Raw genomic sequence first — 25,383 nt, forward strand, 5'->3', positions numbered from 1 at the left:
TTACCTAAGTGAATTTCAATGAAAATTTTGAAGCCTCTATTTGATAACAACAGGCTGTGGGCCGAGCGGATCCGTACCGAAAAACCAGACTTTTTCGAGCAATTGGCCCAACAACAAACCCCCGAGTATCTCTGGATCGGTTGTTCCGACAGCCGGGTTCCGTCCAATCAAATTATTGACCTGATGCCCGGCGAAGTCTTTGTGCACCGTAATATCGCCAATATGGTGATACATACGGATCTCAATTGCCTGTCTGTGATTCAGTACGCGGTCGAAGTACTGAAGGTCAAACATATCATGGTGGTAGGTCACTATGGATGTGGCGGAGTCAAAGCCGCTCTCAGTGATGGGCGTCTTGGTCTTATCGATAACTGGCTTGGGCACTTGCGTGATGTCTACCGGACATATCGAGACGAGATAGACCAATTGGATGGCCAGACAAAGATTGACCGTATGTGCGAGCTCAATGTAATTGAGCAGGTACAGAATGTTATCAGCACCTCCATCGTTCAGGATGCCTGGCAAAGGGGACAGTCACTCTCGGTACATGGCTGGATCTACAGCATCGACAACGGGCTACTTACTGATCTTGATGTCACCCGGGATGAAAACAGCGGGTCAGCCTCTAACGGCTGACAAGGCTGGTTTGCTGAATCTTAGCTGACGCTCCTCAAAAAACCTCACTATCTTGCTGCATATACAGGGCAAATATGAAAAAATTGCCCTGTCATCCCGCTTGCTCTACTTGCATGCCCTGAAGTTCAGGTTTAGGCTCTGGCACCAGTCTGACGCCGAGGTGGCGTCTCTTTTGACAAGAAGGTAACACCATGAATGTAACCCTGTTAATTCCGGCGCGTTATGGCTCCAGCCGTTTTCCCGGAAAGCCACTGGCACCGATTAACGGTAAGCCAATGATCCAGCGCGTATACGAGCGCGCATCTCTGGCCGAAGGGTTGGACAATATTTATGTCGCCACTGATGATGAGCGTATCCGCCAGACCGTAGAAGGCTTCGGTGGCAAAGTGGTGATGACAGGCAGTGACGCGGCTTCAGGTACCGACCGTCTGGAAGAAGCCGCCACAAATCTTGGCCTGCCGGATGATGAATTGATCATCAACCTGCAGGGTGATCAGCCACTGATTGACCCTATCTGCATCGAGCAGTTGATCAACCTGTTCAAGCAACAGCCGGGACAGTTTGAGATGGCAACTTTAGGCGTTGAGATCCTGCGGGACAACGAGCGCACCGACCCAAACAACGTCAAGCTGGTTTACGATAACGACCAGTTTGCTATCTATTTCTCCCGTGCTTCTATTCCACACGGTCGTGACGTTGATGATTACCCAATGCACAAGCATTTGGGGATCTATGCTTACACCCGTCGCTTCCTGCACACATTTGCCAATCTACCGGTTGGCCGCCTGGAGTCTCTGGAGAAACTCGAGCAGCTGCGAGCTTTGGAAAATGGCTATAAAATCAAAGTAGCCATCGGCGCTTTTGACTCTCCTGAAGTCGACACGCCAGCCGATATCCGTAAGTGTGAGCAGAGACTTGCCGCCGACTAAGCTGCGTTTTGAGGATTGATTATGTCCGATTGGGAAACCGTACTGCTGATCGTGCTTGTGGTTGGTATTATTGCCAGCAATCTGGTTGTGCTTAAACACACGGCCAAGTTCAAAATGCATCAGTTTGGTAACCACAAAGACAAGTCAGTTAAAACCAAAGACAAAAGGTCTGAGGACAAAGCAGAGCAGGATAAGCCAGAATCTGAAACCCGTTCTTCCAAGTATCCCAAATACAAAGAGTGGGATGACGATAAAGACGAATAATACAATACCAATCCGCATAGGAGTTTACTCACTCAGCGAGAATTTAAAGGTGTGAAGACAATCAGAGCAATTGAAGGTCTATCGGGATAAATCGAGAGTGCTCTGGGCAGTATGCGCGCCTTTAAAACTCGCCCTTCGGGAGGCTGGCAGCCACACGATTACTGCACAAAATTGTCTAGCCATAGAACCACTATGTCGTCACCAATTTCGCTTGTACTCGAATGGCTGACATGGCTCTGATGAGATCAATCTTCTATGTGGATTGGTATACAAACGCCAGTCAATATGACTGGCGTGTTTGTTTTCAGGTTTGGCAATTCGCCAGTATTTAGTCGGCCAGTTCCCGCTCAAGGCGCTTACTGACCTCATCCGGCGTTGTGGTGTATTTCGCCAGTACACTATAGGCTACAGGTACAACCAACAGGGTAAAGAGAGTCGCGACCACAATACCGCTCAGCACCACGACACCTATCACAAAGCGGGTTTCAGAACCTGCCCCGAACGACAGTACCAGGGGAATGGCTCCGGCCGCAGTGGTGATGCCCGTCATCAAAATTGGGCGCAGCCGCTGCACAGAAGCGTCAATCAGCGCCTTTTGAAACTCCAGCCCTTCATCTCTCAACTGGTTGGCAAACTCCACAATCAAAATGCCGTTTTTGGCGGCAAGACCTACCAGCATAATGATGCCAATCTGACTGTAGATATTCAGACTCTGGCCGGTGAAAAACAGCCCCAACAAAGCGCCAAGGGTAGCCAAAGGCACGGTCAGCATAATCACCAACGGATGGATATAACTTTCAAACTGTGCCGCTAACACCAGGAACACAATCCCCAACGCCAACATAAACACAAAGTACATGCTGTTTCCCGACTCCTGATAATCCAGCGACTGGCCTTTGTAACTCACCACCGCCTCAGCAGGCAGATGCTCGGCCACCAGGTCATTAAGGTAATCCAGCGCTTCACCCAGGCTGTAACCTTCCGCCAGACTGGCCTCTATGGTAATCGCCCGCATCCTGTTATAGCGATTGAGATTAGAGGCATCGGCAAACTCCTCCACTGTCACCAGATTGGACAACGGAATCAATTCGCCACCCCGGTCGGAGCGTACATAAATATTGCTGAGATCGTTGGCGGTATTCTGATATTCGCGGTTACCTTCGATTATCACATCATACTCTTCGCCATCCCGCATAAAGGTGGTGACCAGACGAGACCCCAGCATTGACTCCAGCGTTCGACCAATATGGGCAATGGACACCCCCATATCTGAGGCTCTGTCGCGATCGATAACCACTCTCAGCTGAGGTTTGGTCTCTTTGTAGTCGTGATCAAGCCCAAGCAGATTAGGGTTCTCCTTGGCTTTCTCCAGCAGGATATCCCGCCATGCAGACAGTTCGTCATAGGTCGGGCCGCCCAACACAAATTGCACCGGCTTACCCACACCCCGGCCAAAAGCCTGACGCATGATAGGGAAAGCACGGATACCGGCAAGATCGGACAACCTCGCCCGGATATCTGCAGCTATCGCTCCGGCCGGACGGCGCTCAGACCAATCCTCCAGCACGATAATCGCCATACCACCGGAGAAGTCCGCCACAGTACCCCAGCCTCTGGGAGCACGAACCAGCAATCGCTTAATTTCACCACTTTCCACCAAGGGCATAAGGCGGGTTTCCACCTCATTCATGTACTCCTTGATGTACTCATAGCTGGCGCCCTGAGGCCCATTGACCATCAGAAAGATACCGCCCCTGTCCTCCCGGGGGGCAAACTCCTGAGGCAACTCTTTTACCAGGAATACACTGGATGCCAGTGCTGCGACAGCAATCAGAGCAACTATCACAGGAGTTTTAACCGCCTGACTTAACAGACGCGCATAGGCACGGGATAACGCATTCATCGCCCGATCCACCTGACGCACCAACCAGGGATCATGCTCTGCACTCTTCAGTACCTTGGAGCACATCATAGGACTCAGCGTTAACGCCACGATACTGGAGAAGATAACCGCTGCACTCATGGCTACAGCAAACTCTTTAAACAACTTACCCAGATCGCCCTCAAGGAAGGTGATTGGCATAAACACAGAAACCAGCACCAGTGTTGTCGCCACCACCGCAAAGGCTACCTGACGCGCCCCCAGGAAGGCCGCCTTCAGGGGCGTCTCACCCTGCTCTATACGTCTGTGAATATTCTCAAGCATGACGATGGCATCATCCACCACCATGCCGATGGCTAGGATCATCGCCAGCAAGGTAAGCAGGTTAATGGTATAGCCAAGCGCAAACAGTACGATAAAGGTAGAGATAAGCGAGACAGGTACCGCCAGAGCCGGGATCAACATTGCCCGAACACTGCCCAGGAACAGGTAGATCACCACGATGACCAATATCATCGCGATAAACAGTGTTTGATAAACCTCTTTAATGGAAGCCTCAATAAACACAGAACTGTCGTAGGAGCGTTTAATCTCCATGCCAACGGGCAGGGTTTTATTCAGCTCATCCGCCAATGCATTGGCCTGACGGGCTACGTCCAGTGTGTTGGCAGTGGACTGCTTGGCCACGCCCAGTCCAATCATGGACTCGCCGTTGCCACGGAACATAATCCGCTCTTCTTCGGAGCCAATCTCGACCCGCGCCACATCTTCCAACCTGACCAAATGGCCATCGTTACCTTCGGCCAGCACCAGATCGGCAAAGTCATCACGGGTTTGGAACGAACGCTCAACCCGCACAGAGAAATGACGTTCAGCAGACTCGATGGAACCTGCCGGCAGCTCAACGTTTTGAGACCTCAGCGCACTTTCCACATCAGCGACTGTCAAGCCATGAGCTGCAAGGCGTTGCCTGTCCAGCCACACCCGCATGGCATAAACCTTACCGCCGCCCACACGTATGGTGGACACACCATCCAATGCAGAGAACCGGTCGACCAGATAGCGGCGGGCATAATCAGTCAACTCAAGTGTGTTAAGGCGATCCGACACCAGGTTGAGCCACATAATCACTTCATCGCTGGAGTTGGCTTTTTCAACCTCTGGTGGGTCAGCTTCTTCAGGGAGGTTATCCAGCAGGCCCGAGATACGGTCGCGCACATCATTGGCGGCGGACTCAATATCCCTGCCTACATCAAACTCCAGAGTGACACTGGAGCGCCCATCCCGACTGGTAGAGCTGATGTGGCGAATACCTTCAACACCACTGACCCTGTCTTCCACCAACTGGGTAATACGGCTCTCGACCACTGAAGCACTGGCGCCCCGGTAGTTGGTGTCAATGGACACCACAGGTGGATCGATATCCGGGTACTCCCGCAAAGGCAATTTGCCAAAAGAGACCAGACCAAGAATGACCAGCAGCAAGCTGATCACAGACGCCAGAACCGGGCGTTTGACCGATATATCTGTCAGTATCATCAGCCTCGCTCCGTGTCCGTCTTATCCTTAAAGGTAAAACGCTCGCCCTGTTCAGTGGTTACTTCACTGCCGGGGCGAACTTTCATAATGCCGCGGATAACCACAGACTCACCGGGAGTCAGGCCTTCTGTGATTTCCACCCAACCGCGCTCACGGGAGCCAATAGTCACCTGGCGGCGTTCAATTTTACCGTCCACTACCAGATACAAATAATGCCGGTCACTGATTGGGATAATGGCAGACTCAGGTACCATCAGCGCTTCCCGGGTGTCACGGATAAGCTTTACCTGCATCAGCATACCCGGCAGCAGCTTTAGTTCAGGATTGGCGATCTGAGCCCGCACTGTGACTGCCCGTGTGGCAGGATCTACCCGACTATCGATGCTGCTGACGGTGCCGACAAACACTTCATCCGGATAAGCGGTGCTGAGAGCCTCCACTGACTTGCCCGGTTTCATCTGAGCGATAAAGCGCTCAGGCACGGTAAAATCCAACTTAACGACAGAGATATCATCAAGAGTCGTGATCAAAGTACCCGGGGTAACTAGGCCGCCAATGCTGACCTGACGTAAACCCAGACGACCTGCAAAAGGCGCGGCAATACGACGGTCAGTCAATGACGATTGTGCCGCTTCCAGCTCGGCCCTGGCGGTATCCAACTGTGACTGAAGTCGGTCCCGTTCCAATTCGGCAACGGTTTTATTGCTGACCAGAGAACGAATACGGGCAAGCTCTCGCATTTGCTCTTCAAGCTTCACCTTTGCGGCCTTAACTCTGGCCTGCTGCTCAACATCCTGAAGTTGCACCAGCAGACTGCCCTGCTCTACCAGGTTACCGTCATCAAAATGAATTTCAGTGACCACATCGGTCACCTTGGGAGTAATAGATACAGATTCATTAGCCTTAAGCGTGCCCAGCGCTTCAACTTCATCGCGAACCTGAGCCATCGCCGCTTCTGTCACGACCACTTTAACTGGGCCCCGGGGTCCACTGCGTCCTTTTGACTCTTGTTTTGGCCAATAGAAATAGCCTGCCGCACCGATCCCCAGAACCAGCACACCAATTATAATTTTTTTCATTACTTCATCTATCCTGCTGAAATCTTTGGCCAGTTTACATTTAGGCAAAGTCACATCAAGTAACTTTACCTTTGGTTACATAATTACTCATTTAACCCGCTGTAAGTTCAATAAAAATCGATGCTGCAAGGAAGGATTTGTAACTACAGGTTTCTGGAAAATTGTGTGGAGAGGCGGATACAAATATGCCCTCTGAAAAGAGGGCATTTTGCTTATGCTTGACGCTGAATTAACTGTTACTTGGTAAATGTCCCATTAAGTCGACCTTCTACGCCTTCCCGCCAACCTCCAAGCCATTGCGACCTGGAGTCCAGATTGGAATATGGACAATTGTCCTTGGAGCGACCACCCACTCCAGCCTGGAAACCTTTGGAAAAAGCCCTGTCTAGCCGATCTCGTTTTTGTCTTTTCATGTAAGCATCCTCTGTTCTACACAAAAGGGAAGCGGAAAAAATATCCAACTCCACTGTTAGGAATAGAACGTTTTGGAACCAAGATCAATGATCAAAACCGGGTATTTTAGCGTTCAAATATTAAGCTATTGAGAACATGGTGAAAAAAAATCGGAGCCTGGGCTCCGATTTTCGTTTAAATATCATTTCAGCCTTAAAATACTGAAAATGTTAATATTTTGTTAACCAATAATTTTGCGTCGTACCCAAAGCAGCGGCAGTAGCATCAGCCAACCCAGGCCAGCAGCGCCCTTACGCTCATATGGTGCGTCATCGTCGTCTGGGTCCACGTAGGTACAGATAGCACCATTGGATGGCTTCAGAACCACTGCACGCGGCAGGAAAGATGTCAGAGGCTGACCATTGGCATTCAACTCAAATACCGGCTGCCCATTCTCCAAAACCAAATCGCCGTTCAAATCCACTTGATACATAGGCTTTCTAACAAATGCGGTACCGACAATAGTGCCATCTTCGGCGATAGAATCAGCATCCACTACCCGGATTTCCGCTCGGTAACTCAGCTCCAGACCCGTTCCGTCAGTAACCTGTACCTCATGACGTTTCCAGCTGCCATTACCATCAGCCTCAAGTCCTTTGGATTCACAGGTTAATACCTTATTCAGATCCACCAATTCAGCGGCTGCAGAATCATACAGGAAACCAGAGCGAGGTCGTGGCGTTTCCTTATCATGGGTAATATCAATCGATCCGACAACTTTACCCTGATTGTTGATATCTCGGGGAGTGCTGCTCAAATCAGAAATATTGCCGTAGAAATCCAGAGGAGTAGTGATTTGCCCACCGTTCACAGTATCAAAGGTAAAGAACTTGGTTCTTAAGTAACCTTCAATATATCTGTCATAGGTACCGATCAACAGGCCATCATCATTTACATCGTAGGCGATGGTGTTGTAATACTCACGATCTGGAAAAGGCACAGGTTTGAATACATAGGCCTCAGTTCCCGAGTCGTTGGCTTCCTGCAACCAGTAACCGGCATCCAGTCTTCTATCGTCGGTATCACCGTCACGATAAGTATCGGAACGTCCGGCGACAACACCGGATGAGTTAATGCCCAAACCCTGTGCGGTGAAGATGAGTTCAGAATCAGCGGCAGGAGTCAGCCCCAATGGCAGCTCAGTCGCAGTGACACCACCGGCGTTATCCAGATCCCAAACGAAAGCTCGAGTCTGATATTGGATATTGCGGCTACCGGTAGCTGATGGAAATTGATTGGCCTGAACACAGATATCCAATGGCAGGGTAACGTCATCACCGAAACAGGCTTTGATTCGGTCTGCACCAAAATCGCTGATATCCGTACTGGCATAGCCTACAACCTGCTGATTATTGTTGATATTGGCCGCAACAGACCAACCACCAACAAGCACATCAACCGGCGCTTCGTTTTCGGCTTCATATACATAGGTGGTGAATGGCGGAGCTATCTCTACTTCGCTGCCATCAGCTTTTTTGGCTATAGCGCGGAGCTCGAAGTCTCGATAGTACCAAAACTCCTGATCCTCATTATCGCCCTCATAAGTGAGCTTCTTTTCTGGAGCAGAAACGGAGCCCACCTTAATACCAGCATCATTGATGCCATAATAGATGGCATCTACTGAATTAGGGGGAGTAGTATTCGGAGCGGTCGAACCACCCAGGCTGTCGAATGTAGGAACCCATTCGCCAGCAGGCTGATTAGCTGATGAAATGAAAGTGAAGTTGTTGGCAATAATAGGCTCATCTACGGAGAAAGTTATCTGCTCTTCCGGTGCGATACCATCTTCAACATCAATGATGCCATCATCAACATCCTCATCACGCAGTTTTTTACGACCTCTGGAAACGCCAACCATCTCGCCATCAGCGTTAATACCCATGCCGTAACCACGCTGGGTATCAGGCAAAGTACCTTTTAGGTCAAAATCTTCAATATTAACAACTTCATAGGCCTGATCTTCAAGCGCTGCATAAGCCGGCAGGGTACCGAGGGCCCCGACAACACTGAGTGCAACCAGTGACAGGGTCTTGTCCAAAGATAACTTCATTCAGATTTCCTATTTATTATTCTGTGCTTACTTCATTGACTCGAGCTCTTCCCATCGCTCGAAGTACTGCTCCAGTAACGCTTCCTTGTCTGCCAACGCCTTCAACCCGGCGTTCACTTCGTCACTGGGGCGGGAATAAAATTCCGGATCATTCACAGTCTCCTGCAAACCTTCAATTTCAAGCTCCAGCGCTTCCATTTGAGCTGGCAAAGCATCCAATTCACGCTGCAACTTATAAGAGAGTTTCTTACCGGTTTTAGCCTGTGCCTGCTTGGCATCACCCTGTGTTTGCTTGCCAGCCTGAGTTTCGACCTCAGATTTCGGCGCAGGTTCCCCAGTTGATTGATCTGCAGCAGGTTCACGATAAAAACGCGCCCCCTGCTCAACAGCATCCTGGTAACCACCAACGAACTCATTCCAACGACCATTACCGGCAAACCACCAACTGCTGGTCACTGTATTGTCGATAAAAGCACGGTCATGACTGACGATAACCAAGGTGCCCTCATATTCGGCCAACATGGACTCTAGCAATTCAAGGGTCTCAATATCAAGGTCATTCGTCGGCTCATCGAGAATAATCAAATTCGCAGGGCGTAACAGTAACCTTGCGAGCAATAAGCGGTTTTTCTCACCACCTGAAAGAGCTTTGACGGGAGTACGAGCCCGCGCAGGCGAAAACAGGAAGTCCTGCAGGTAACTCAGGATATGGCGATCACGGCCATTCACCGTGACAGTTTGCTTGCCTTCACCCACGTTCTCTTCAACGGTTTTGTCTTGATCCAGCGCCTCACGGTACTGGTCGAAGTACGCCACTTCCAGCTTGGTACCACAACGGACGTTACCGGATTGAGGCTCCAATTGAGAAAGCAACAGCTTAATCAGCGTCGACTTACCACAACCATTGGGGCCGATAATGGCGATACGGTCACCGCGCATTACTGTGGTGTTGAAGTTCTTCACCAGGTGCAGTTCAGGCAGGTTGTAGTTAAGGTCAGTGACCTCGAATACCAGCTTACCGCTGCGCTCTGACTCAGATACCGCCATAGCCACATTGCCCTGGCGGTTGATACGTTCTTTACGCTCAACCCGCAACGCTTTAAGGGCACGCACGCGACCTTCATTTCTGGTACGACGGGCCTTAATCCCCTGACGGATCCAGGCTTCCTCTTCCGCCAGCTTCTTATCGAAAGCAGCGTTGTGCTCCGCTTCTACGCGCAGCCATTCAGCCTTGCCTTCCAAATAGGTTTGATAGTTACCCGGCCAGGAGGTTACAACACCTCGGTCGAGGTCGACAATACGGGTTGCCATGCGGCTGATAAAGCCACGGTCGTGACTGATAAAGACAATGGCGCCTTTATAGGCCAGCAGGTATTGCTCAAGCCACTCGATGGTATCGATATCCAGGTGGTTGGTCGGTTCGTCAAGCAGCAGCAAATCCGGCTCGCTCACCAGCGCGCGCGCCAGTGCCACTTTACGCTGCCAGCCACCGGACAATTCTGACAGCGGTGTATCAGGGTCCAACGCCAGGCGTTTACAGTGACCATTAATACGGGTATCCAACTGCCAGCCACCCAGATGATCCAACTCACCCTGCAGACGTTCCATCTGCTTGAGCATTCGCTCCATCTCGTCAGGGCTGGCGTTGGCCATGGAAGCTGACAGCTTATGATACTGCTCCAGCGCCTCACCCACTTTCTGCAGGCCACCGGCAATATAAGCGTAAACAGTGCCCTGCTCCTGCTTGGGTGGATCCTGTTGCAAACGACTGACCTTCACATCGTTGGCGATATTGAATTCACCATCATCCAGCAAAGTGTCACCGGACAGTACTTTCAACAGGCTGGATTTACCGGCACCATTGCGACCCACGATACACACTCGCTCACCGGCCTCAATGGTAAAATCAGCTTCCTGCAGCAAAGGAATATAGCCATAGGCCAGTGATCCTTTGTTAATTCGAACCAGACTCAATCTAGACTCCCAAAAATTGTTTCACTGCCGCTTCATCGAAGGGCCAGTTCAGTTCCTGACCACTTGCGGTGGCCAGGACCGGTATGCGAATACCATAGCGTTCAGCCAGTTGCTCATCATCACAAATGTCCTGGTGAACAAAGTTCAGCTGCATTGCACTGAGCAACTCTGCTGCCATCTCACACAGATGGCAGCCGTCGGTATGATAGAGGGTAAGCGCTGATACACTTGTCTCAGGCATGAGTCACCAGCCACACATTGTGGATCTGAGCGTTACGCTTAAAGTCTTCCGGCAGCAGTTTGGCATCAATATTCACCGCCTGCAGACCAACCTTAGCCAGCGCATCCATATCCATTTTGAACTTACGCTTGTTGTTGGAGAAGATTATCTCACCGCCCGGACGCAGCAGTTTTTTCAAGTCGGCCAGCACATTGGCGTGATCACGCTGCACATCCCAGGAATCTTCCATCCGCTTGGAGTTTGAGAAAGTCGGCGGATCGATAAACACCAGGTCAAATTGCTGCTCACAGTCTTTAACCCACTGCAAACAGTCAGCCTGGATAAACTGATACTGACGGCCCATCAGACCATTCAATACAAAGTTATCTTTAGCCCAGTTCAGATAGGTGTTTGACATATCCACTGTGGTCACAGATTTGGCACCGCCCTTACCTGCGTGTACAGAGGCAGAGCCTGTGTAAGAGAACAGGTTCAGTACGTCGCGGTCTTTGGACTTTTCACCGACCAACTTACGGGTCAGACGATGGTCAAGGAACAAGCCTGTATCCAGATAATCCGTCAGGTTCACTTTGAACTGACAACCATACTCGTGAGCAGTCAGCTCCAGCTTCTCTTTATCCAGCTTCTGATATTGGCTGGTACCCTTTTGCTTCTCACGGGTTTTGACCACTATTTTTTCCGGGTCAACACCACTGGCAACCGGCAGCGCCAGCAACATATCTGTCATACGACGCTTGGTCACATTCTCCGGGATCTTGGCGGGCGCAGCGTACTCCTGCATCACCAGGTAGTCCTGGTAACGGTCAATAGCCACGTTATATTCCGGAATGTCAGCATCATAAATACGGTAACAATCGATACCTTCGCGCTTGGCCCACTTATCCAGCTGCTTCATGTTCTTTTTCAAGCGGTTGGCAAATGGTTCAGCAACTTTGCTGATATCGACACCCTCTGCCGATGGCATTTCGCGGCGGGTAGACTTGGCGTGCAAGGTGTACAGGTTAAAACCACACTCCAGCGCACCGTTGAACATCTTCATCTGCTTGTCAGCTTTTAGCTTGATGGCAGACATGAGTTCGATATCGGAGCACAACATCGCCACCTTCCAACCACCAAACTCACGCTTGAACTTATCACCCAGCTGATAGTACAGCTGCAACAGTTCAGACATGTTACCTAAACGCTCGCCATATGGAGGGTTGGTGACCATAAAGCCAGTTTCAGCCGCAGGTTCCACAGTCAGCGCATTAGCCACTTTAAAGTCAATCAGGTGGGCCACACCGGCGTTCTGAGCGTTACGCTTTGCCAACGCCACCACGCGGGAGTCGATATCAGATGCATACAACTTAAGTTCGCATGACTGCAAGCCACGGTTGGCACGTACATCGGCCTCTGCCTTAACCTCACGCCATACATCCTCTTTATGACGGCGCCAGTACTCAAAGCCAAAGCGGCTACGCTTCAGGGCTGGAGCAACATCTGCAGCGATCAACGCAGCTTCAATCACAACGGTACCGCTGCCACAGAATGGATCCATCAAGGTTTGAGGCGCTTTGGTCCAGCCGCTGCGCACCAACATGTTACAGGCCAGATTCTCTTTCAGCGGCGCTTCACCAGTACGATCGCGATAACCACGCTGATGCAAAGCGCCACCTGAGAAGTTAAGTCCAATAGTCACCTGGTTGTTACGGAAGTGAGCGTCGATACGGAAGTCCGCATCAGTTCGGCTGACGTCAGGACGACGGTCGAAATCATCACGGAAACGGTCAACGACCGCGTCCTTAATCTTCAGCGCGCCAAATTGGGTGTTATTGATAAAACCGCCGGTACCATGAAAATCAATGGCAAAGCTGTTGCGGTAATCAAAGTGGCTTGGCCAGTCAATACAGTAAGCAGCGTCATACAGCTGCTGAGCAGACTCGCAAGGGCCTTTATAGATGATGTGTACAATCCGGCTGGCCAAACGAGTCCACAAAGTGATTCGGTAGGCTTGCTCCAGAGTTGCAGAAAAATAGACGCCGGCCACACTCTCTTTGATCTCAGAGGCGCCAAGCTCGGCCAGTTCGCCCGCCAGGGCATATTCAAAGCCCTTGGGGGCTGCGGCAAAAAATGAAAACATGTGTGTTGATGCTTTGGCTTGCTCGTAATTTAGTGGCGCATTATACCTTCGAACCTCATCTATGTATAAACAGTTCTCAAATTTAGTAGCTCCGACTCTTTGCGCCACTCATCTTATGAAACCTTAAGGGAGCCAACCGCCAACACCCTGAATACAAAGCAGCAAACATCGATGATTATTCAGGCAAACAAACGCATATTCCCGAAATCGGCTTGCAATGAAAAAGTTCGGTCGTTATAGTTCGCCCCGCTTTCGACGCAGTAGCTGAGCAAAGCAGAAATATCGGACGCGGGGTGGAGCAGCATGGTAGCTCGTCGGGCTCATAACCCGAAGGTCGTCAGTTCAAATCTGGCCCCCGCAACCACTTCCTTATTAAGAAGTAAAACTGATAACTACAATTCGGACGCGGGATAGAACAGCATGGTAGCTCGTCGGGCTCAACTCTTTTCATAAAGAATCGAAGGTCGTCGGCTTCACATCAAATCTGGCTCTCGCAACCAACTTTCTGGCTGACAGAAAGGTTCAAAACAAACAGCAAACAATTCGGACGCGGGGTGGAGCAGCATGGTAGCTCGTCGGGCTCATAACCCGAAGGTCGTCAGTTCAAATCTGGCCCCCGCAACCACTTCCTTATTAAGAAGTAAAACTGATAACTACAATTCGGACGCGGGATGGAGCAGTATGGTAGCTCGTCGGGCTCATAACCCGAAGGTCGTCGGTTCAAATCCGGCTCCCGCAACCAACTCTTTTTAAGAGAGAAAACAAGCCTGCACATGCAGGTTTTTTGTATCTTAAATTCCCAGCTATTCCGTTAAACACATCATAACTCTCAGGCCGTCGGCTTCATATCAAGTCCACTCTCGCAACCAACCTCTTCTCTGAGGAACTTAAGTCTGCTCGCGGATTTTTGCAACTTACACTGCCGACACCACTATCGATCGAAATAGAGCAGTATGATGGTCAGTAGAACATAGCTATCTTTACAAAAATTCGTGGTATGCCCCGCACAGCTCTTACTGCTAGAGAGCTTTACGGTTTTGCAGATACCTCCTAATCGAGACAAAACCCATGATTCTATTTTTCCCAAGGAAATACCGTCAGTAGTAGGAAGTGCAATAACCCTAGACTCCCGCACTGCTTAACTGGCGCCCAACTCCGATAACTTTTACTGAATTAACCTTCAACGAGGTAAACCACCGTACAAGAGCACAAAAAAAGGCCCCATAGGAGCCTTAATAAAAACTAATTAAATATATTAGCAACCAGTTTCAACAACTTCTACTACTGGAGCTACACCCTCACCTGCCTGAGTATATGTAACGTAACATCCATTAGGTGCATCTTTCTGTTTGATGTTTATAGACAACTCATCAGCTTTTGTTTCCGGAGCTGATTTTGCAACGCCTGCATCTGCAGCGATATCCCACTCTTTAACGTCCAGCTCAAGCGCAGTACGCAGAGCTTCTTGAGTAGCTGGAATATAGCCATAAACAACACCGAATGTCTCCGGGGTCACTGCTTTACCAGCTGCTGCAACAAATGCGGTTCCATTCAAATTCACGTTGGCAGTAGGTTCCTCAGCAACGCCTGCAACCTGTGCCTTGGCATGAACCATGGCGTTAGCACCTTTAATAGAACCAGCTACACCTTGCAAAGCAGCTTCGCGAGCATCTGAGGAAAGATTAATAAACTTAGGGGCAGCAACTACAGCCAGAATGCCCAGGATAATAATTACAACTACGAGCTCAATCAGGGTAAAACCATTTTGCTTTTTCAAAACAACACCTCTAACAACTGGGTAAATAAATAAGCACAGTGATTATACTTAAGGATTGAGATATCACGCCTAATTGGAATGCGAATTGTGACTTAGCTCTCTATTTTATTTGTCACCCGCCAAATAATTGACTAACAGATTGGTGTTCACGCTGATTGAACAAGGTTGTAAAGCATTCAATTCTTCAGCTTAATCAAATATAGGCGAGCAATAAATGTGCAGCGCAAAGAATAACCAAAACGCATTTGCCTTCGACTTATAAACACTCCCTAAATTAATTACTGTCTAATATTGAAAACTGATTGAGGTCTCTATTAATCCAATACTGTGTAATAACTGCCCTCTGATCTTCTAGGTAGTCGTGATATCAACTCTATAAACGAATATAATCTGACTTTAATAAACAATAAAAACATGTACATACACCTAGTGAAGGACTGACAGGTCCCTACCCTCCTCACAGACCACACCCATACGCCCCACTCCTTTGTTCTGGGATCGCTGATGTCTCTGGCTGATACTTAGAACGACAAAGCGGTGCCAACAGCATTCTCAATCCCCCCGCCCTACTTTTATAAGCGAATATAAGTCACTTACTTTGATTGAGCTCCCTATCATCCGCACTCTCTTTTCTGTGTCCTGGGCTCTACCTACATACGACGTTTGCATAGGTGACCATATGGTGGTCATGGCTCGAAGCTTGACAGCAGAAAACAGCGAATGAATTTCACTCAGTTTGTGAAGTACAGATTGCAGGATAAATAAACTGTTTAGTGCGGAAGTAAGATTGAGATATGGCTGCTTAGGAATATCCATTTCACCACGTGTGAGATATCTCCTACACCACACCTATCATTTGTCTCTCTTCTTGCAGAAATATTAAGCCAGACAACATGTAACGGCTAATTTTTAGTTGCGCACCGTCGTGACGTAGATCACAAAAAGCGTGGAAATCCGTTTATGTGAGCTGTGCAGAGCAAATTTATTACCAAACAGCGTTTAGAAACAATACCGCAACACGAAATAGGTTGTTATTAAAGAAAAGCGCACGCTGACAGTGTATAGAAGGTAAGTGATTACAAAGCATATAGATTACCGAATTTGAATATACGTTTCTTATTCAACAATCCAATTCACAGAAACCGCATAAATAAATAACAGCGCGCAACATTAATAACAGTTGCAAACATCTGAAACTGACATCGATGCAATCGATACAGACTGACACAGTCAAGATATTGTCATCTGTCAATCAGAACTAAATAATTTGCCACCCTAAACTTTATTTTAAGTTCAAGAGTTTAAGGCTAAACAAACATCACTGTTGATTGTAGTGATAACCAGATAAGGGTTATCCGCAGCTAATAGTTAGTGATTTAACAATTGAAAGTATCGACGGTTTTTTAACCGCACAGCGAGTGGGAAGCTGACAAACCCGTGCGGTAGCCATGTCTTTTGATTCCTAAACGTTCAGTCTCACACCAATGAACGACTACGTATCGCTTGGCTCCCTGGTGATAAGCAACTCAACAGTCCTAGGCAGTCTCTCTATAAAACGACCCAAACGGCCAGAACTGGAATCTGAGTTAAGTTTTTCTAAACGCTCATCAGCACTGTCTTCAGCAATCAATGGTAACGGACGCCTTTAAGTCCCCGCTGCCGCTCAACAGCGGAGCATTATTTAGTGTCTATGAAAATGAATAAAACGCGTTTATTCATTTCAATAGGTATTAGCAGTGAATAAAAAGATTATTATTTTAGCAATGGCTGCCCTGTTAGGCGGTTGTGCAACCGGTTCCCATATGGAACTGTCAAACGATGGCTTAACTGTTCATCAGCTTACATTTCAGAATGCTCAGTCGTTTAACCGGATCGAAAAGCAAGCCGCTCACGATGTCGCCAGCATTACGCTTTATCAGCAATACGAGTACCAAGTAGGCATTGGTGATGTACTGAACATCATCGTATATGACCACCCGGAACTGACTACACCAGCCGGCTCATACCGATCTGCGGCAGACTCTGGCAATGTGGTCCACTCTGACGGAAACATCTTTTATCCTTATATAGGTAAGGTAAAAGTAGAAGGTCTTACAGTAAGTCAGATCCGCGAAGACATTAGCACCAGATTAGCCAAATACATTGAGCAACCTCAGGTAGATGTTAGCGTTGCGGCGTACCGAAGCCAGAAGGTCTACATCACCGGCGAAGTTGCTAAACCAAACCAACTGCCAATAACGAACGTCCCACTAACCCTACTGGATGCCATTAACCAGACTGGTGGCATTACAGAAGATGCCAATTGGAACCGTGTAACTATCACACGCGGTGACAAGGTCATTCCATTGTCGTTGCGGGATCTGATGCAAAACGGTGTCACATCCAACAATTACTTACTGCAGGCCAAAGATATTGTCCACGTGCCGCTAAACGACAATCAAAAAGTGTACGTATTGGGCGAAGTTATCAAACCTTCAGTGGTCACCCTGGGACGAGACGAGATGTCCTTGACTCAGGCTATCGGTACCGTGGGTGGTGTCAATGAGCTGAGTTCAGATGCGACGGGCATTTTTGTTATTCGTCACAGTGACAATCCTGAAATCATTGCCGATGTCTATCAACTTGACATCACCAACGCCACTAACCTGATTGTGGGCAATCAGTTCAAACTGCAGCCTCAGGACATTGTATATGTAACTGCCGCTCCGATTGCCCGTTGGAACCGAGTAATGAGTAATCTGCTTCCTTCTATTGCCGGCTTTAATCAACTGACTGAAGGCGCTCACAGGGTGAAGAACTGGTAATGTTTAACAAAATTTTAGTGGTGTGCGTCGGCAATATCTGTCGCTCACCAACCGGGGAAGCATTGCTTAAAAGCTTGCTGCCCGCCAAACACATAAGTTCAGCAGGGATTGCTGTAGAAAAAAGCCGTCTCACAGGCAAGCCAGCTGACAAAATGGCAAGCCAGGTCGCTGAAAAACACAATATCAACCTTGATGGACATGCTGCCAGGCAACTGACCCAACCATTGGCCGCTGAATATGACCTTATTCTGGTGATGGAAAAAGGTCATATCGATGCGGTATGTGAAATTGCGCCAACCGCAAGAGGCAAAACCATGTTGTTTGGACAATGGATTGCCCAAAAAGATATTCCAGACCCCTATCGGCAAAGCCTAGAAGCGTTTGATTTCGCATGGTCACTATTAGACCAAGCGGCCAACGCATGGGCCAAAAGACTATAAACAATTCGCGAGATATGCAAAAGCAGACAAGAGAAAAGCCGGAAGCTCAATATTCAGGTTCACCTCTCGACTCTAGGTTCTAGGTTCTAGGTTTCTAAATTGACTGGCATTTATGACAACAACAAATATTTCCCAATCCGGGTCGAACGATTCTGAAGTAATCGATCTGGGCAAACTGTTTGGCATTCTGATTGATGCTCGGTGGCTGATAGCTTCAACAACGATAGCATTTGCAATGCTGGGCATTAGCTACGCTTTGCTCGCTACTCCTGTGTACAAGGCTGATGCACTCGTTCAGGTGGAAGAAAAAAGCAGCGGCATGCCTGCTTTAGGTGACATGGGTGAACTGTTTGCCAGTGAGTCATCGGCGACCACAGAAATCGAAATCATCAAATCTCGTATGGTATTGGGCAAGACCGTCGATAAGTTTAACTTAACAACTCTTGTTAACCCCCAGTACTTTCCTATAGTGGGTAAAGGTATTGCTCGGCTTACTGGCAGCCTGATTAGTGCTGATGTTGCTCGCTTCGAGGTGCCAGAACATGCCCAATTAGATACCTTTACTTTAGTAATCACCGATACCGAACTTGGCGAGGTTATGCTTGAGACCAGTGAAGGTCGTGAAGTACTGCGAGCTCAGGTAGGCGAATCCAAACAAATTAACGGCTACAGCCTGATGGTGCGTGCGATTGAAGGTGAAAATAGTGACAGTTTTACCCTGGCAAAACGCAGTCGCCTTGATGCCATTCAATGGCTGCAACAAAACCTGGCAGTGAGTGAGCGAGGTAAGCAAAGCGGCGTGTTGCAATTATCCTTTGAAGGAACAAATCAGGAGCAGATCGAAGCACTGCTGGATGACATTGCCACAAACTACTTCCTGCAGAATGTGGAACGCAATGCAGCAGAAGCACAGCAAAGCCTGGAATTTTTGGGTAAAAATCTGCCTGATATAAAACTAAAGCTGACCGCAGCGGAAGACAAACTTAATATATTCCGCCAACAGAATGAATCCGTAGATTTAACGCTGGAAGCCAAAGCAACATTAGATGTTATGGTGAAATTAGAAGAGCAACTAAATGAGCTGACCTTCAAAGAAAGTGAAATCAGTCAGCGCTTTACCCATGAACATCCTGTGTACTCAGCCCTACTGGACAAACGAAAAACTCTGTTGGCTGAACGCGATAGAATCACCGCTCAGACCCAAAAGCTGCCAAAGACCCAAAGGGAAGTATTACGCTTAACCCGTGACGTCGAAGTCAATCAGCAAATCTATGTGCAACTGTTAAACAAAGTGCAGGAACTGCGCATTGTAAAAGCCAGCACAGTAGGCAATGTGCGCATTTTGGATGAAGCAGCCGCATACACTCGCGCAGTAAAGCCGAAAAAGCCGTTGATTGCAGTAGTAGCTACATTGTTGGGTGCCATGTTAGCGGTTGGGATTGCTTTGCTGAAAGCAGCATTTAATCGTGGTGTAGAAAACCCCGATGAAATCGAAGCCATCGGCTTGCCAGTCTATGCATGCTTACCTGCGTCAGAATTACAGGCACAAATTGCAAAAAAGGCGAAAAACAAGCGGGACATATCGCTAAAAGAAGCATTGCTTGCCGAAGCAAACCCTGCTGATTTATCTATCGAAGCACTGCGCAGCCTGCGTACCAGTTTGCACTTTGCCATGATGGAAGCCAAAAACAACATATTGATGATCTCCGGCCCTTCACCAAATGTTGGTAAATCTTTCGTTGCAGTAAACCTTGCAGCTGTCATTGCCAAAACCGGTCAGCGCGTTTTGGTTATAGATGCAGATATGCGTAAAGGCTACTTACAGCGTCATTTTGGTTTACAGTGGGACAATGGCCTTTCCGACGTACTATCAGGCCAAAAGGAAATTAACGAAGTTGTAAAGAAAACGGCAGTAGAAAACCTGGACCTGGTCACCAGAGGTAAAGTCCCACCGAATCCCTCCGAACTATTAATGCACCCAAGATTTGCACAATTTACGCTGTGGGCTTCGCAACATTATGACATAGTGCTGATTGATACCCCACCGGTATTGGCAGTAACGGACCCCTCTATCATTGGTGCACATGCAGGCACCACTTTTATGGTGGGACGCTTCGGTATGAACCCAGTCAAAGAAATTGAAGTAGCGAACGCTCGCTTTGCTAAGGCTGGGATTGAGGTTAAGGGTTTTATTCTTAACGCAGTAGAGCGTAAAGCGGCCAATGCTTATGGTGGCGGGGCTTACGGGTATTACAATTACTCATATAAATAGGTTTATAGAGGCGCGAGAAGGCGCCTCCAATTTCGCCAACAGCATTGCCTACTTACATTGGCAATATAAAGCATAAAGTAAAACTATATACCAAGCTTTTCATCGATAATTTGGTTTTGTCTCGTATCTTTAGGCTTCTATCTCACGTCCTTCTCCAACACTTATTTTAAAAAGCTAAGTGTTTAATTTTTTGGCTTCAGTTAAAAGAGAATCATAGTGAAAATTCTAGTTACCGGTGGCGCAGGTTTTATCGGTTCTGCCGTTGTGCGCCATATTATTCAAAACACCCAAGACAGTGTAATCAACGTTGATAAACTCACCTATGCCGGTAATTTGGAATCCCTCACTGACATTGTCCAAAATAAACGCTACGCCTTTGTCGAAGCCGACATTTGTAACCGTGGTGCAATGAATGACATTTTTGCTACCTACCAACCGGATGCGGTAATGCACCTGGCGGCAGAATCGCATGTTGACCGCTCTATTGATGGCCCAGCTGCCTTTATCGAAACTAACATCATCGGTACCTATACCCTTTTAGAAGCTGTGCGCCAATATTGGAACGCGCTTGACGGTAATAAGAAAGCCGCTTTCCGCTTTCACCATATTTCTACTGACGAAGTTTATGGTGACCTTGAAGACACGACCGACCTGTTCACTGAAGAAAGCGCTTATGAGCCTTCGAGCCCCTATTCCGCTTCAAAAGCATCGAGTGATCATCTGGTTCGTGCATGGCTGCGTACTTACGGTTTGCCTACCATTGTCACTAACTGCTCTAACAACTACGGCCCATTCCATTTCCCGGAAAAACTGATCCCACTGATGATCCTCAATGCTTTGGATGGTAAAGCCCTGCCGGTCTATGGCGACGGCATGCAAGTTCGTGATTGGCTGTTTGTAGAAGACCACGCACGTGCACTTTACAAAGTAGTTACTCAAGGTGTGATTGGTGAAACCTATAACATCGGCGGTCACAACGAGAAAGCCAATATTGAAGTGGTCAAAACCATTTGCCTGCTGCTGGAAGAACTGCGACCTAACAAACCTGAAGGTGTAGCGCAGTATCAGGATCTCATCACCTATGTAAAAGACCGCCCCGGCCACGATGTCCGCTACGCAATTGATGCAGCAAAAATTGAGCGTGAGCTGGGTTGGAAACCAGAAGAAACCTTTGAGTCCGGCATTCGCAAAACTGTGCGGTGGTATTTGGATAACCAGGAATGGTGGTCACGTGTGCAGGATGGCTCCTACTCCTGTGAACGCCTCGGCACAAACTAATCGGCTTGTGACCTTTAGGGCTATTTCTCGTATCTCAAATTCTCGGTACTAAAAATTATGAAAGGCATCATCCTCGCTGGCGGCTCCGGCACGCGACTTTATCCAATAACCCGTGGTGTATCAAAGCAGCTTCTACCTGTGTATGACAAACCGATGATTTACTATCCACTATCGACGCTGATGCTCGCGGGTATTCGTGAAATCCTTATCATCACTACACCGGAAGACAACGAGAGTTTTAAGCGCCTGCTAGGTGATGGCGGGGACTTTGGTATCTCATTGGAGTATGCCGTTCAACCCAGTCCTGATGGCCTTGCCCAGGCTTTTATTATTGGCGAAGACTTCATTGGCAGTGACAGTGTGTGTCTGGTATTGGGGGATAACATTTTCTATGGCCAGTCTTTCGGCAAACAGCTCAAAAATGCACGAGACCTTGCTGAAAATGGAAAAGCTACTGTATTTGGCTACCAAGTTAAAGATCCAGAGCGTTTTGGTGTCGTCGAATTTGATAAGCATATGCGCGCTATTTCTATTGAAGAAAAGCCAGCAAAACCGAAATCAAACTATGCAGTAACAGGCCTTTATTTCTATGACAACCGCGTCGTCGATTTAGCGAAAGAAGTGCGACCATCAGACCGAGGTGAGCTCGAAATTACCTCGCTAAACGAAATGTATTTAAACAACGGATCTTTGAACGTTGAGCTATTGGGACGCGGATTTGCTTGGTTAGATACAGGTACGCACGAAAGCCTGCATGAAGCTTCTTCATTCGTTCAAACCATTGAAAACGTGCAAGCCCTGAAAGTGGCATGTTTAGAGGAAATCGCCTGGCATAACGGATGGCTGTCGAATGAAGAAATCAAGACTATCGCTAAGCCGATGTTGAAAAATGAGTATGGACAATACCTGACTCGTCTTATTGCGGAGGAACGTGCCAAGTCATGAAAATATTGGTAACGGGCTGCTTTGGCCAAGTAGGACGTTGCTTGGTTGAGCAACTAAGTAGCGTAGACGGAGTAAAGTTCATTGCACTGGAACGAGACGAGCTTGATATCACAGATTCAAATGCCGTAACTGACGTTGTGCAATCTTTTCAACCTGATGTGATTATTAATGCTGCTGCACACACCGCAGTTGATCGCGCCGAAGAAGAAGTAGAACTTTCATATGCCATAAATCGGGATGGACCTGAGAACTTGGCCAAAGCCGCTGAAGAAAGTGGTGCAGCCATACTTCATATCTCAACGGATTATGTCTTTGCCGGCGACAAAGAAGGCGAATACATAGAAAATGATGAAACGGGTCCTCAGGGCGTTTATGGCAAAAGTAAACTGGCGGGTGAAATTGCTGTAGCTAATGCCTGTAAGCGTCATGTAATCGTGAGAACTGCTTGGGTCTTCAGTGAATATGGAATTAACTTTGTTAAATCCATGCTGCGTCTCGCAGAGACAAGAGATACATTAGGTATTGTGTCAGACCAGATTGGTGGCCCTACCTATGCAGGAGACATTGCAAAGGTGTTGATTGAGATTTCATTCGCTATCAAACAAAACAATCATAAAGGGTTTGGTGTCTACCATTATTCAGGACTGCCCCATGTTTCCTGGTATCAGTTTGCGAAAACCATTTTCAACGAGGCTAATAAACAGGGGTTGCTGAACAAAAAAATGTCAGTAACCTCTATTTCAACAAATGATTACCCAACACCTGCTAAGCGACCCGCGAAATCCACACTAAACAATAAGAAAATCCATACCGAGTTTGGAATTGAACCGAGCGACTGGCAGCTAGCACTCAAGAACCTAAGACGGTATACGAGTTAATAATGAAAGTTATTGATACAAAAATTCCAGATGTAAAAATTATTGAGCCAACAGTGTAGGGAGATGAGCGTGGCTTCTTCATGGAAACCTGGAACCAAAAGAGGTTTGAAGAATTAGTAACCGGTAAGCAAACGACGTTTGTACAAGATAATCACTCGAAGTCCAAAAAAGGCATCTTACGCGGCCTCCACTACCAGACTGAAAATACCCAAGGAAAGATAGTACGTGTTGTATCTGGTGAAGTATTCGATGTCGCGGTTGATATTCGAAAAGGCTCACCCACATTTGGGAGGTGGATTGGTGTTTACCTTTCGGCAGAGAATAAGCGGCAACTTTGGATTCCAGAAGGCTTTGCTCATGGATTTTATGTTACATCTATAGAAGCGGAGTTCGTATACAAGTGCACAGCCTATTATAATCCGGAAGCAGAGAAGTCAATCACATGGAATGATCCTAAAATGAATATTACATGGCCTTTGGATGGATGGCCAATACTATCGGCTAAAGATCAGGAACGAAACTTACTTTTAACTTCCGTTTGTTTATAATGATTTTCGATTGTTCTGCCAACACAAATTTAGCCGAGTCGCTATTCCATTTAATTACAAAAAATCAAATGCATTAGTTAAAGTTTGTAGGCATCACAAATAATGCACTGAAAAATTAACCAGACCACTACGCCCAAATTCAAATCTAACTGCCATGATAAAATATTTCATTTTTACACTATCCTATATCTCGTACCTGTGTTTAAGACGATACCCTTCAGTTAGTTTGGTATATGTAACCGCTATATGGACAATAGCGTTTGGGTTAAAATCTGAAAATTATGGTGTTGACATCATTTACTACTTTAAAATATTCAGCGACCCATATTTATATCAAATAGACGAACCAGCGCTAAAAGTCTTAAATGCTGGGATCTCGTCAATATCAGAGCAATACATATTCTTTTCGTTAGTTTATGCGCTAATCGTAAACGGATTATTGGGATTGCTAATGTATAGCATTGATAAGAAAAACGCAGCGTTATACTTTATATTTTTTACAACGACATTTGTTTTTTATCAAATAAACTTGAATATTTTCCGGCAGGGAGTGTCAGTCATTTTGCTTCTGCTTGGTTTGCAAGTATTCAGTAGGAACAAACTAATATCATTAGGCGTTGTACTATTAAGTATACTATTTCATAAAGCAGCTATTTTTGGGTTGTTACTATTTTCAGGGTATTTCCTGAGGATAAATAAAGCAATGATATTGGTTGCAGTCATTTTAATGATTTTTCCAGTTGGAGGGCTCGTAGAGCAAATAACAAACGCAGCTATTGGAGTATTTGGTATATTCGAACGAACGTTATCTGCATATACCGACATGGCAAACTCGGGATTAATAAAAGAGTCTTCAATGAACCACCGGAATCTCCCGCTACTGTTGTCAGCATCGCTACTTTTATTTTGTGATAAAGACAAGTTAGAAAAAAATAACGTTTTGCTCATCGCATTTTTTATACCGATAGTGGCCTCTTCTTTCTTTGCCACCAATGTATTAATTTATGACCGAATTATAATTTATAGTCAGATATTGCAGCCATTTGTTTTGTATTTAGCGTTAAATGCCAAATACAGTAAGGTTGGCGCGATTGTTTACATCATGATTATAATATTACAATTACTGTTCACTGTATCTTTTTGGGGACCCAGAAATGATATGGGTGATTTTGTGTTTTATCCATTTGTATGACCTAGGTAGATAGCTAAGTTGTTTTTTCTTATAGAGCAATCTCTGAATAGTTTGATAACCTTTATCGTTGGTGTAGTAATAGT

The 25,383-nt window shown here is 47.2% G+C and carries 18 protein-coding genes, 3 tRNA genes and 1 pseudogene; 14 read left to right on the plus strand and 8 right to left on the minus strand.

Translation table 11 applies throughout. The annotated features are described in order from the left end of the window. The first annotated feature begins 18 nt into the window (after positions 1–18). The 3 genes from can to ACFOE0_RS09080 all read left to right on the plus strand — a co-directional run bounded on the left by can (position 19) and on the right by ACFOE0_RS09080 (position 1,829). Complete coding sequence (gene can, locus ACFOE0_RS09070) at positions 19–636, plus strand: carbonate dehydratase (protein ID WP_115138444.1); 618 nt, start codon at positions 19–21, stop codon at positions 634–636. Between the two features lie 191 nt (positions 637–827). Then, positions 828–1,565, plus strand: coding sequence for a 3-deoxy-manno-octulosonate cytidylyltransferase (gene kdsB / locus ACFOE0_RS09075; protein WP_248935575.1), 738 nt, complete (start codon positions 828–830; stop codon positions 1,563–1,565). A 21-nt stretch (positions 1,566–1,586) separates the two neighbouring features. Then, positions 1,587–1,829, plus strand: coding sequence for a DUF2897 family protein (locus tag ACFOE0_RS09080; protein WP_248935576.1), 243 nt, complete (start codon positions 1,587–1,589; stop codon positions 1,827–1,829). 328 nt (positions 1,830–2,157) lie between these two features. On the opposite strand, the gene ACFOE0_RS09085 is transcribed toward ACFOE0_RS09080, so the two are convergent. The 7 genes from ACFOE0_RS09085 to rlmKL all read right to left on the minus strand — a co-directional run bounded on the left by ACFOE0_RS09085 (position 2,158) and on the right by rlmKL (position 13,166). Beyond that, the gene (locus ACFOE0_RS09085) at positions 2,158–5,250 is read right to left on the minus strand and encodes an efflux RND transporter permease subunit (RefSeq protein ID WP_248935577.1); all 3,093 of its coding nucleotides are present in this window, start codon (positions 5,248–5,250) and stop codon (positions 2,158–2,160) included. Next, complete coding sequence (locus ACFOE0_RS09090; protein ID WP_248935578.1) at positions 5,250–6,329, minus strand: efflux RND transporter periplasmic adaptor subunit; 1,080 nt, start codon at positions 6,327–6,329, stop codon at positions 5,250–5,252. Before ACFOE0_RS09090 ends, ACFOE0_RS09085 begins: the two co-directional genes overlap by 1 nt. Positions 6,330–6,565: 236 nt before the next feature. After that, entirely contained in the window at positions 6,566–6,742 is a 177-nt protein-coding gene (gene rmf / locus ACFOE0_RS09095) for a ribosome modulation factor (RefSeq protein ID WP_248935579.1), read from the minus strand. A gap of 221 nt (positions 6,743–6,963) precedes the next feature. Beyond that, a complete protein-coding gene (locus ACFOE0_RS09100; RefSeq protein ID WP_248935580.1) occupies positions 6,964–8,832 on the minus strand; it encodes a DUF3466 family protein in 1,869 nt (622 codons plus the stop codon). Between the two features lie 27 nt (positions 8,833–8,859). After that, positions 8,860–10,806, minus strand: a complete 1,947-nt coding sequence (locus ACFOE0_RS09105) for an ABC transporter ATP-binding protein (RefSeq protein WP_248935581.1) — start codon at positions 10,804–10,806, stop codon at positions 8,860–8,862. A gap of 1 nt (position 10,807) precedes the next feature. Continuing rightward, a complete protein-coding gene (locus ACFOE0_RS09110; protein ID WP_248935582.1) occupies positions 10,808–11,047 on the minus strand; it encodes a glutaredoxin family protein in 240 nt (79 codons plus the stop codon). Continuing rightward, complete coding sequence (rlmKL, locus tag ACFOE0_RS09115) at positions 11,040–13,166, minus strand: bifunctional 23S rRNA (guanine(2069)-N(7))-methyltransferase RlmK/23S rRNA (guanine(2445)-N(2))-methyltransferase RlmL (RefSeq protein WP_248935583.1); 2,127 nt, start codon at positions 13,164–13,166, stop codon at positions 11,040–11,042. The genes ACFOE0_RS09110 and rlmKL overlap by 8 nt, the downstream gene beginning before the upstream one ends. 287 nt (positions 13,167–13,453) lie before the next feature. Between rlmKL and ACFOE0_RS09120 the strand changes: the two genes are divergently transcribed. The 3 genes from ACFOE0_RS09120 to ACFOE0_RS09130 all read left to right on the plus strand — a co-directional run bounded on the left by ACFOE0_RS09120 (position 13,454) and on the right by ACFOE0_RS09130 (position 13,908). After that, positions 13,454–13,530: transfer RNA gene (locus tag ACFOE0_RS09120), tRNA-Met, on the plus strand. Positions 13,531–13,714: 184 nt separating this feature from the next. Continuing rightward, positions 13,715–13,791 (plus strand) — tRNA-Met (locus ACFOE0_RS09125). A gap of 40 nt (positions 13,792–13,831) precedes the next feature. After that, positions 13,832–13,908, plus strand: a tRNA-Met gene (locus ACFOE0_RS09130). 513 nt (positions 13,909–14,421) lie between these two features. Here ACFOE0_RS09130 and ACFOE0_RS09135 read toward each other — a convergent pair. After that, positions 14,422–14,943, minus strand: coding sequence for a type II secretion system protein (locus ACFOE0_RS09135; protein ID WP_283106421.1), 522 nt, complete (start codon positions 14,941–14,943; stop codon positions 14,422–14,424). 1,736 nt (positions 14,944–16,679) lie between these two features. Here ACFOE0_RS09135 and ACFOE0_RS09140 point away from each other — a divergent pair. The 8 genes and pseudogenes from ACFOE0_RS09140 (at position 16,680) to ACFOE0_RS09175 (ending at position 25,300) form a co-directional block, all read left to right on the plus strand. Beyond that, on the plus strand, positions 16,680–17,747 hold the full coding sequence (locus ACFOE0_RS09140; RefSeq protein WP_248935584.1) for a polysaccharide export protein: 1,068 nt from the start codon (positions 16,680–16,682) through the stop codon (positions 17,745–17,747). Then, complete coding sequence (locus tag ACFOE0_RS09145) at positions 17,747–18,187, plus strand: arsenate reductase/protein-tyrosine-phosphatase family protein (RefSeq protein WP_248935585.1); 441 nt, start codon at positions 17,747–17,749, stop codon at positions 18,185–18,187. Before ACFOE0_RS09140 ends, ACFOE0_RS09145 begins: the two co-directional genes overlap by 1 nt. A gap of 112 nt (positions 18,188–18,299) precedes the next feature. After that, positions 18,300–20,459 (plus strand): polysaccharide biosynthesis tyrosine autokinase, encoded by a 2,160-nt coding sequence (locus ACFOE0_RS09150; RefSeq protein WP_248935586.1) that lies wholly within the window; start codon positions 18,300–18,302, stop codon positions 20,457–20,459. A 216-nt stretch (positions 20,460–20,675) separates the two neighbouring features. After that, positions 20,676–21,737, plus strand: a complete 1,062-nt coding sequence (gene rfbB, locus ACFOE0_RS09155; RefSeq protein ID WP_248935587.1) for a dTDP-glucose 4,6-dehydratase — start codon at positions 20,676–20,678, stop codon at positions 21,735–21,737. Between the two features lie 57 nt (positions 21,738–21,794). Beyond that, positions 21,795–22,682, plus strand: coding sequence for a glucose-1-phosphate thymidylyltransferase RfbA (rfbA, locus tag ACFOE0_RS09160; protein WP_248935588.1), 888 nt, complete (start codon positions 21,795–21,797; stop codon positions 22,680–22,682). Continuing rightward, the gene (gene rfbD, locus ACFOE0_RS09165) at positions 22,679–23,560 is read left to right on the plus strand and encodes a dTDP-4-dehydrorhamnose reductase (protein ID WP_248935589.1); all 882 of its coding nucleotides are present in this window, start codon (positions 22,679–22,681) and stop codon (positions 23,558–23,560) included. Before rfbA ends, rfbD begins: the two co-directional genes overlap by 4 nt. Positions 23,561–23,562: 2 nt before the next feature. Further along, positions 23,563–24,108, plus strand: a pseudogene (gene rfbC, locus ACFOE0_RS09170) (dTDP-4-dehydrorhamnose 3,5-epimerase). A 154-nt stretch (positions 24,109–24,262) separates the two neighbouring features. Then, positions 24,263–25,300: an EpsG family protein gene (locus ACFOE0_RS09175; protein ID WP_248935590.1), complete on the plus strand. Its 1,038-nt coding sequence runs from the start codon at positions 24,263–24,265 to the stop codon at positions 25,298–25,300. The last annotated feature ends 83 nt before the right edge of the window (positions 25,301–25,383 follow it).

This window comes from Shewanella submarina, assembly GCF_042646185.1.
GTDB lineage: Bacteria > Pseudomonadota > Gammaproteobacteria > Enterobacterales > Shewanellaceae > Shewanella > Shewanella corallii.

Excerpts from the sequence above, each read along its gene's own strand:
- can (WP_115138444.1), top strand. The coding sequence starts at position 19 with ATGAAAATTTTGAAGCCTCTATTTGATAACAACAGGCTGTGGGCCGAG.
- kdsB (WP_248935575.1), top strand. The coding sequence starts at position 828 with ATGAATGTAACCCTGTTAATTCCGGCGCGTTATGGCTCCAGCCGTTTT.
- ACFOE0_RS09080 (WP_248935576.1), top strand. The coding sequence starts at position 1,587 with ATGTCCGATTGGGAAACCGTACTGCTGATCGTGCTTGTGGTTGGTATT.
- ACFOE0_RS09085 (WP_248935577.1), bottom strand. The coding sequence starts at position 5,250 with ATGATACTGACAGATATATCGGTCAAACGCCCGGTTCTGGCGTCTGTG.
- ACFOE0_RS09090 (WP_248935578.1), bottom strand. The coding sequence starts at position 6,329 with ATGAAAAAAATTATAATTGGTGTGCTGGTTCTGGGGATCGGTGCGGCA.
- rmf (WP_248935579.1), bottom strand. The coding sequence starts at position 6,742 with ATGAAAAGACAAAAACGAGATCGGCTAGACAGGGCTTTTTCCAAAGGT.
- ACFOE0_RS09100 (WP_248935580.1), bottom strand. The coding sequence starts at position 8,832 with ATGAAGTTATCTTTGGACAAGACCCTGTCACTGGTTGCACTCAGTGTT.
- ACFOE0_RS09110 (WP_248935582.1), bottom strand. The coding sequence starts at position 11,047 with ATGCCTGAGACAAGTGTATCAGCGCTTACCCTCTATCATACCGACGGC.
- rlmKL (WP_248935583.1), bottom strand. The coding sequence starts at position 13,166 with ATGTTTTCATTTTTTGCCGCAGCCCCCAAGGGCTTTGAATATGCCCTG.
- ACFOE0_RS09145 (WP_248935585.1), top strand. The coding sequence starts at position 17,747 with ATGTTTAACAAAATTTTAGTGGTGTGCGTCGGCAATATCTGTCGCTCA.
- ACFOE0_RS09150 (WP_248935586.1), top strand. The coding sequence starts at position 18,300 with ATGACAACAACAAATATTTCCCAATCCGGGTCGAACGATTCTGAAGTA.
- rfbA (WP_248935588.1), top strand. The coding sequence starts at position 21,795 with ATGAAAGGCATCATCCTCGCTGGCGGCTCCGGCACGCGACTTTATCCA.
- rfbD (WP_248935589.1), top strand. The coding sequence starts at position 22,679 with ATGAAAATATTGGTAACGGGCTGCTTTGGCCAAGTAGGACGTTGCTTG.
- ACFOE0_RS09175 (WP_248935590.1), top strand. The coding sequence starts at position 24,263 with ATGATAAAATATTTCATTTTTACACTATCCTATATCTCGTACCTGTGT.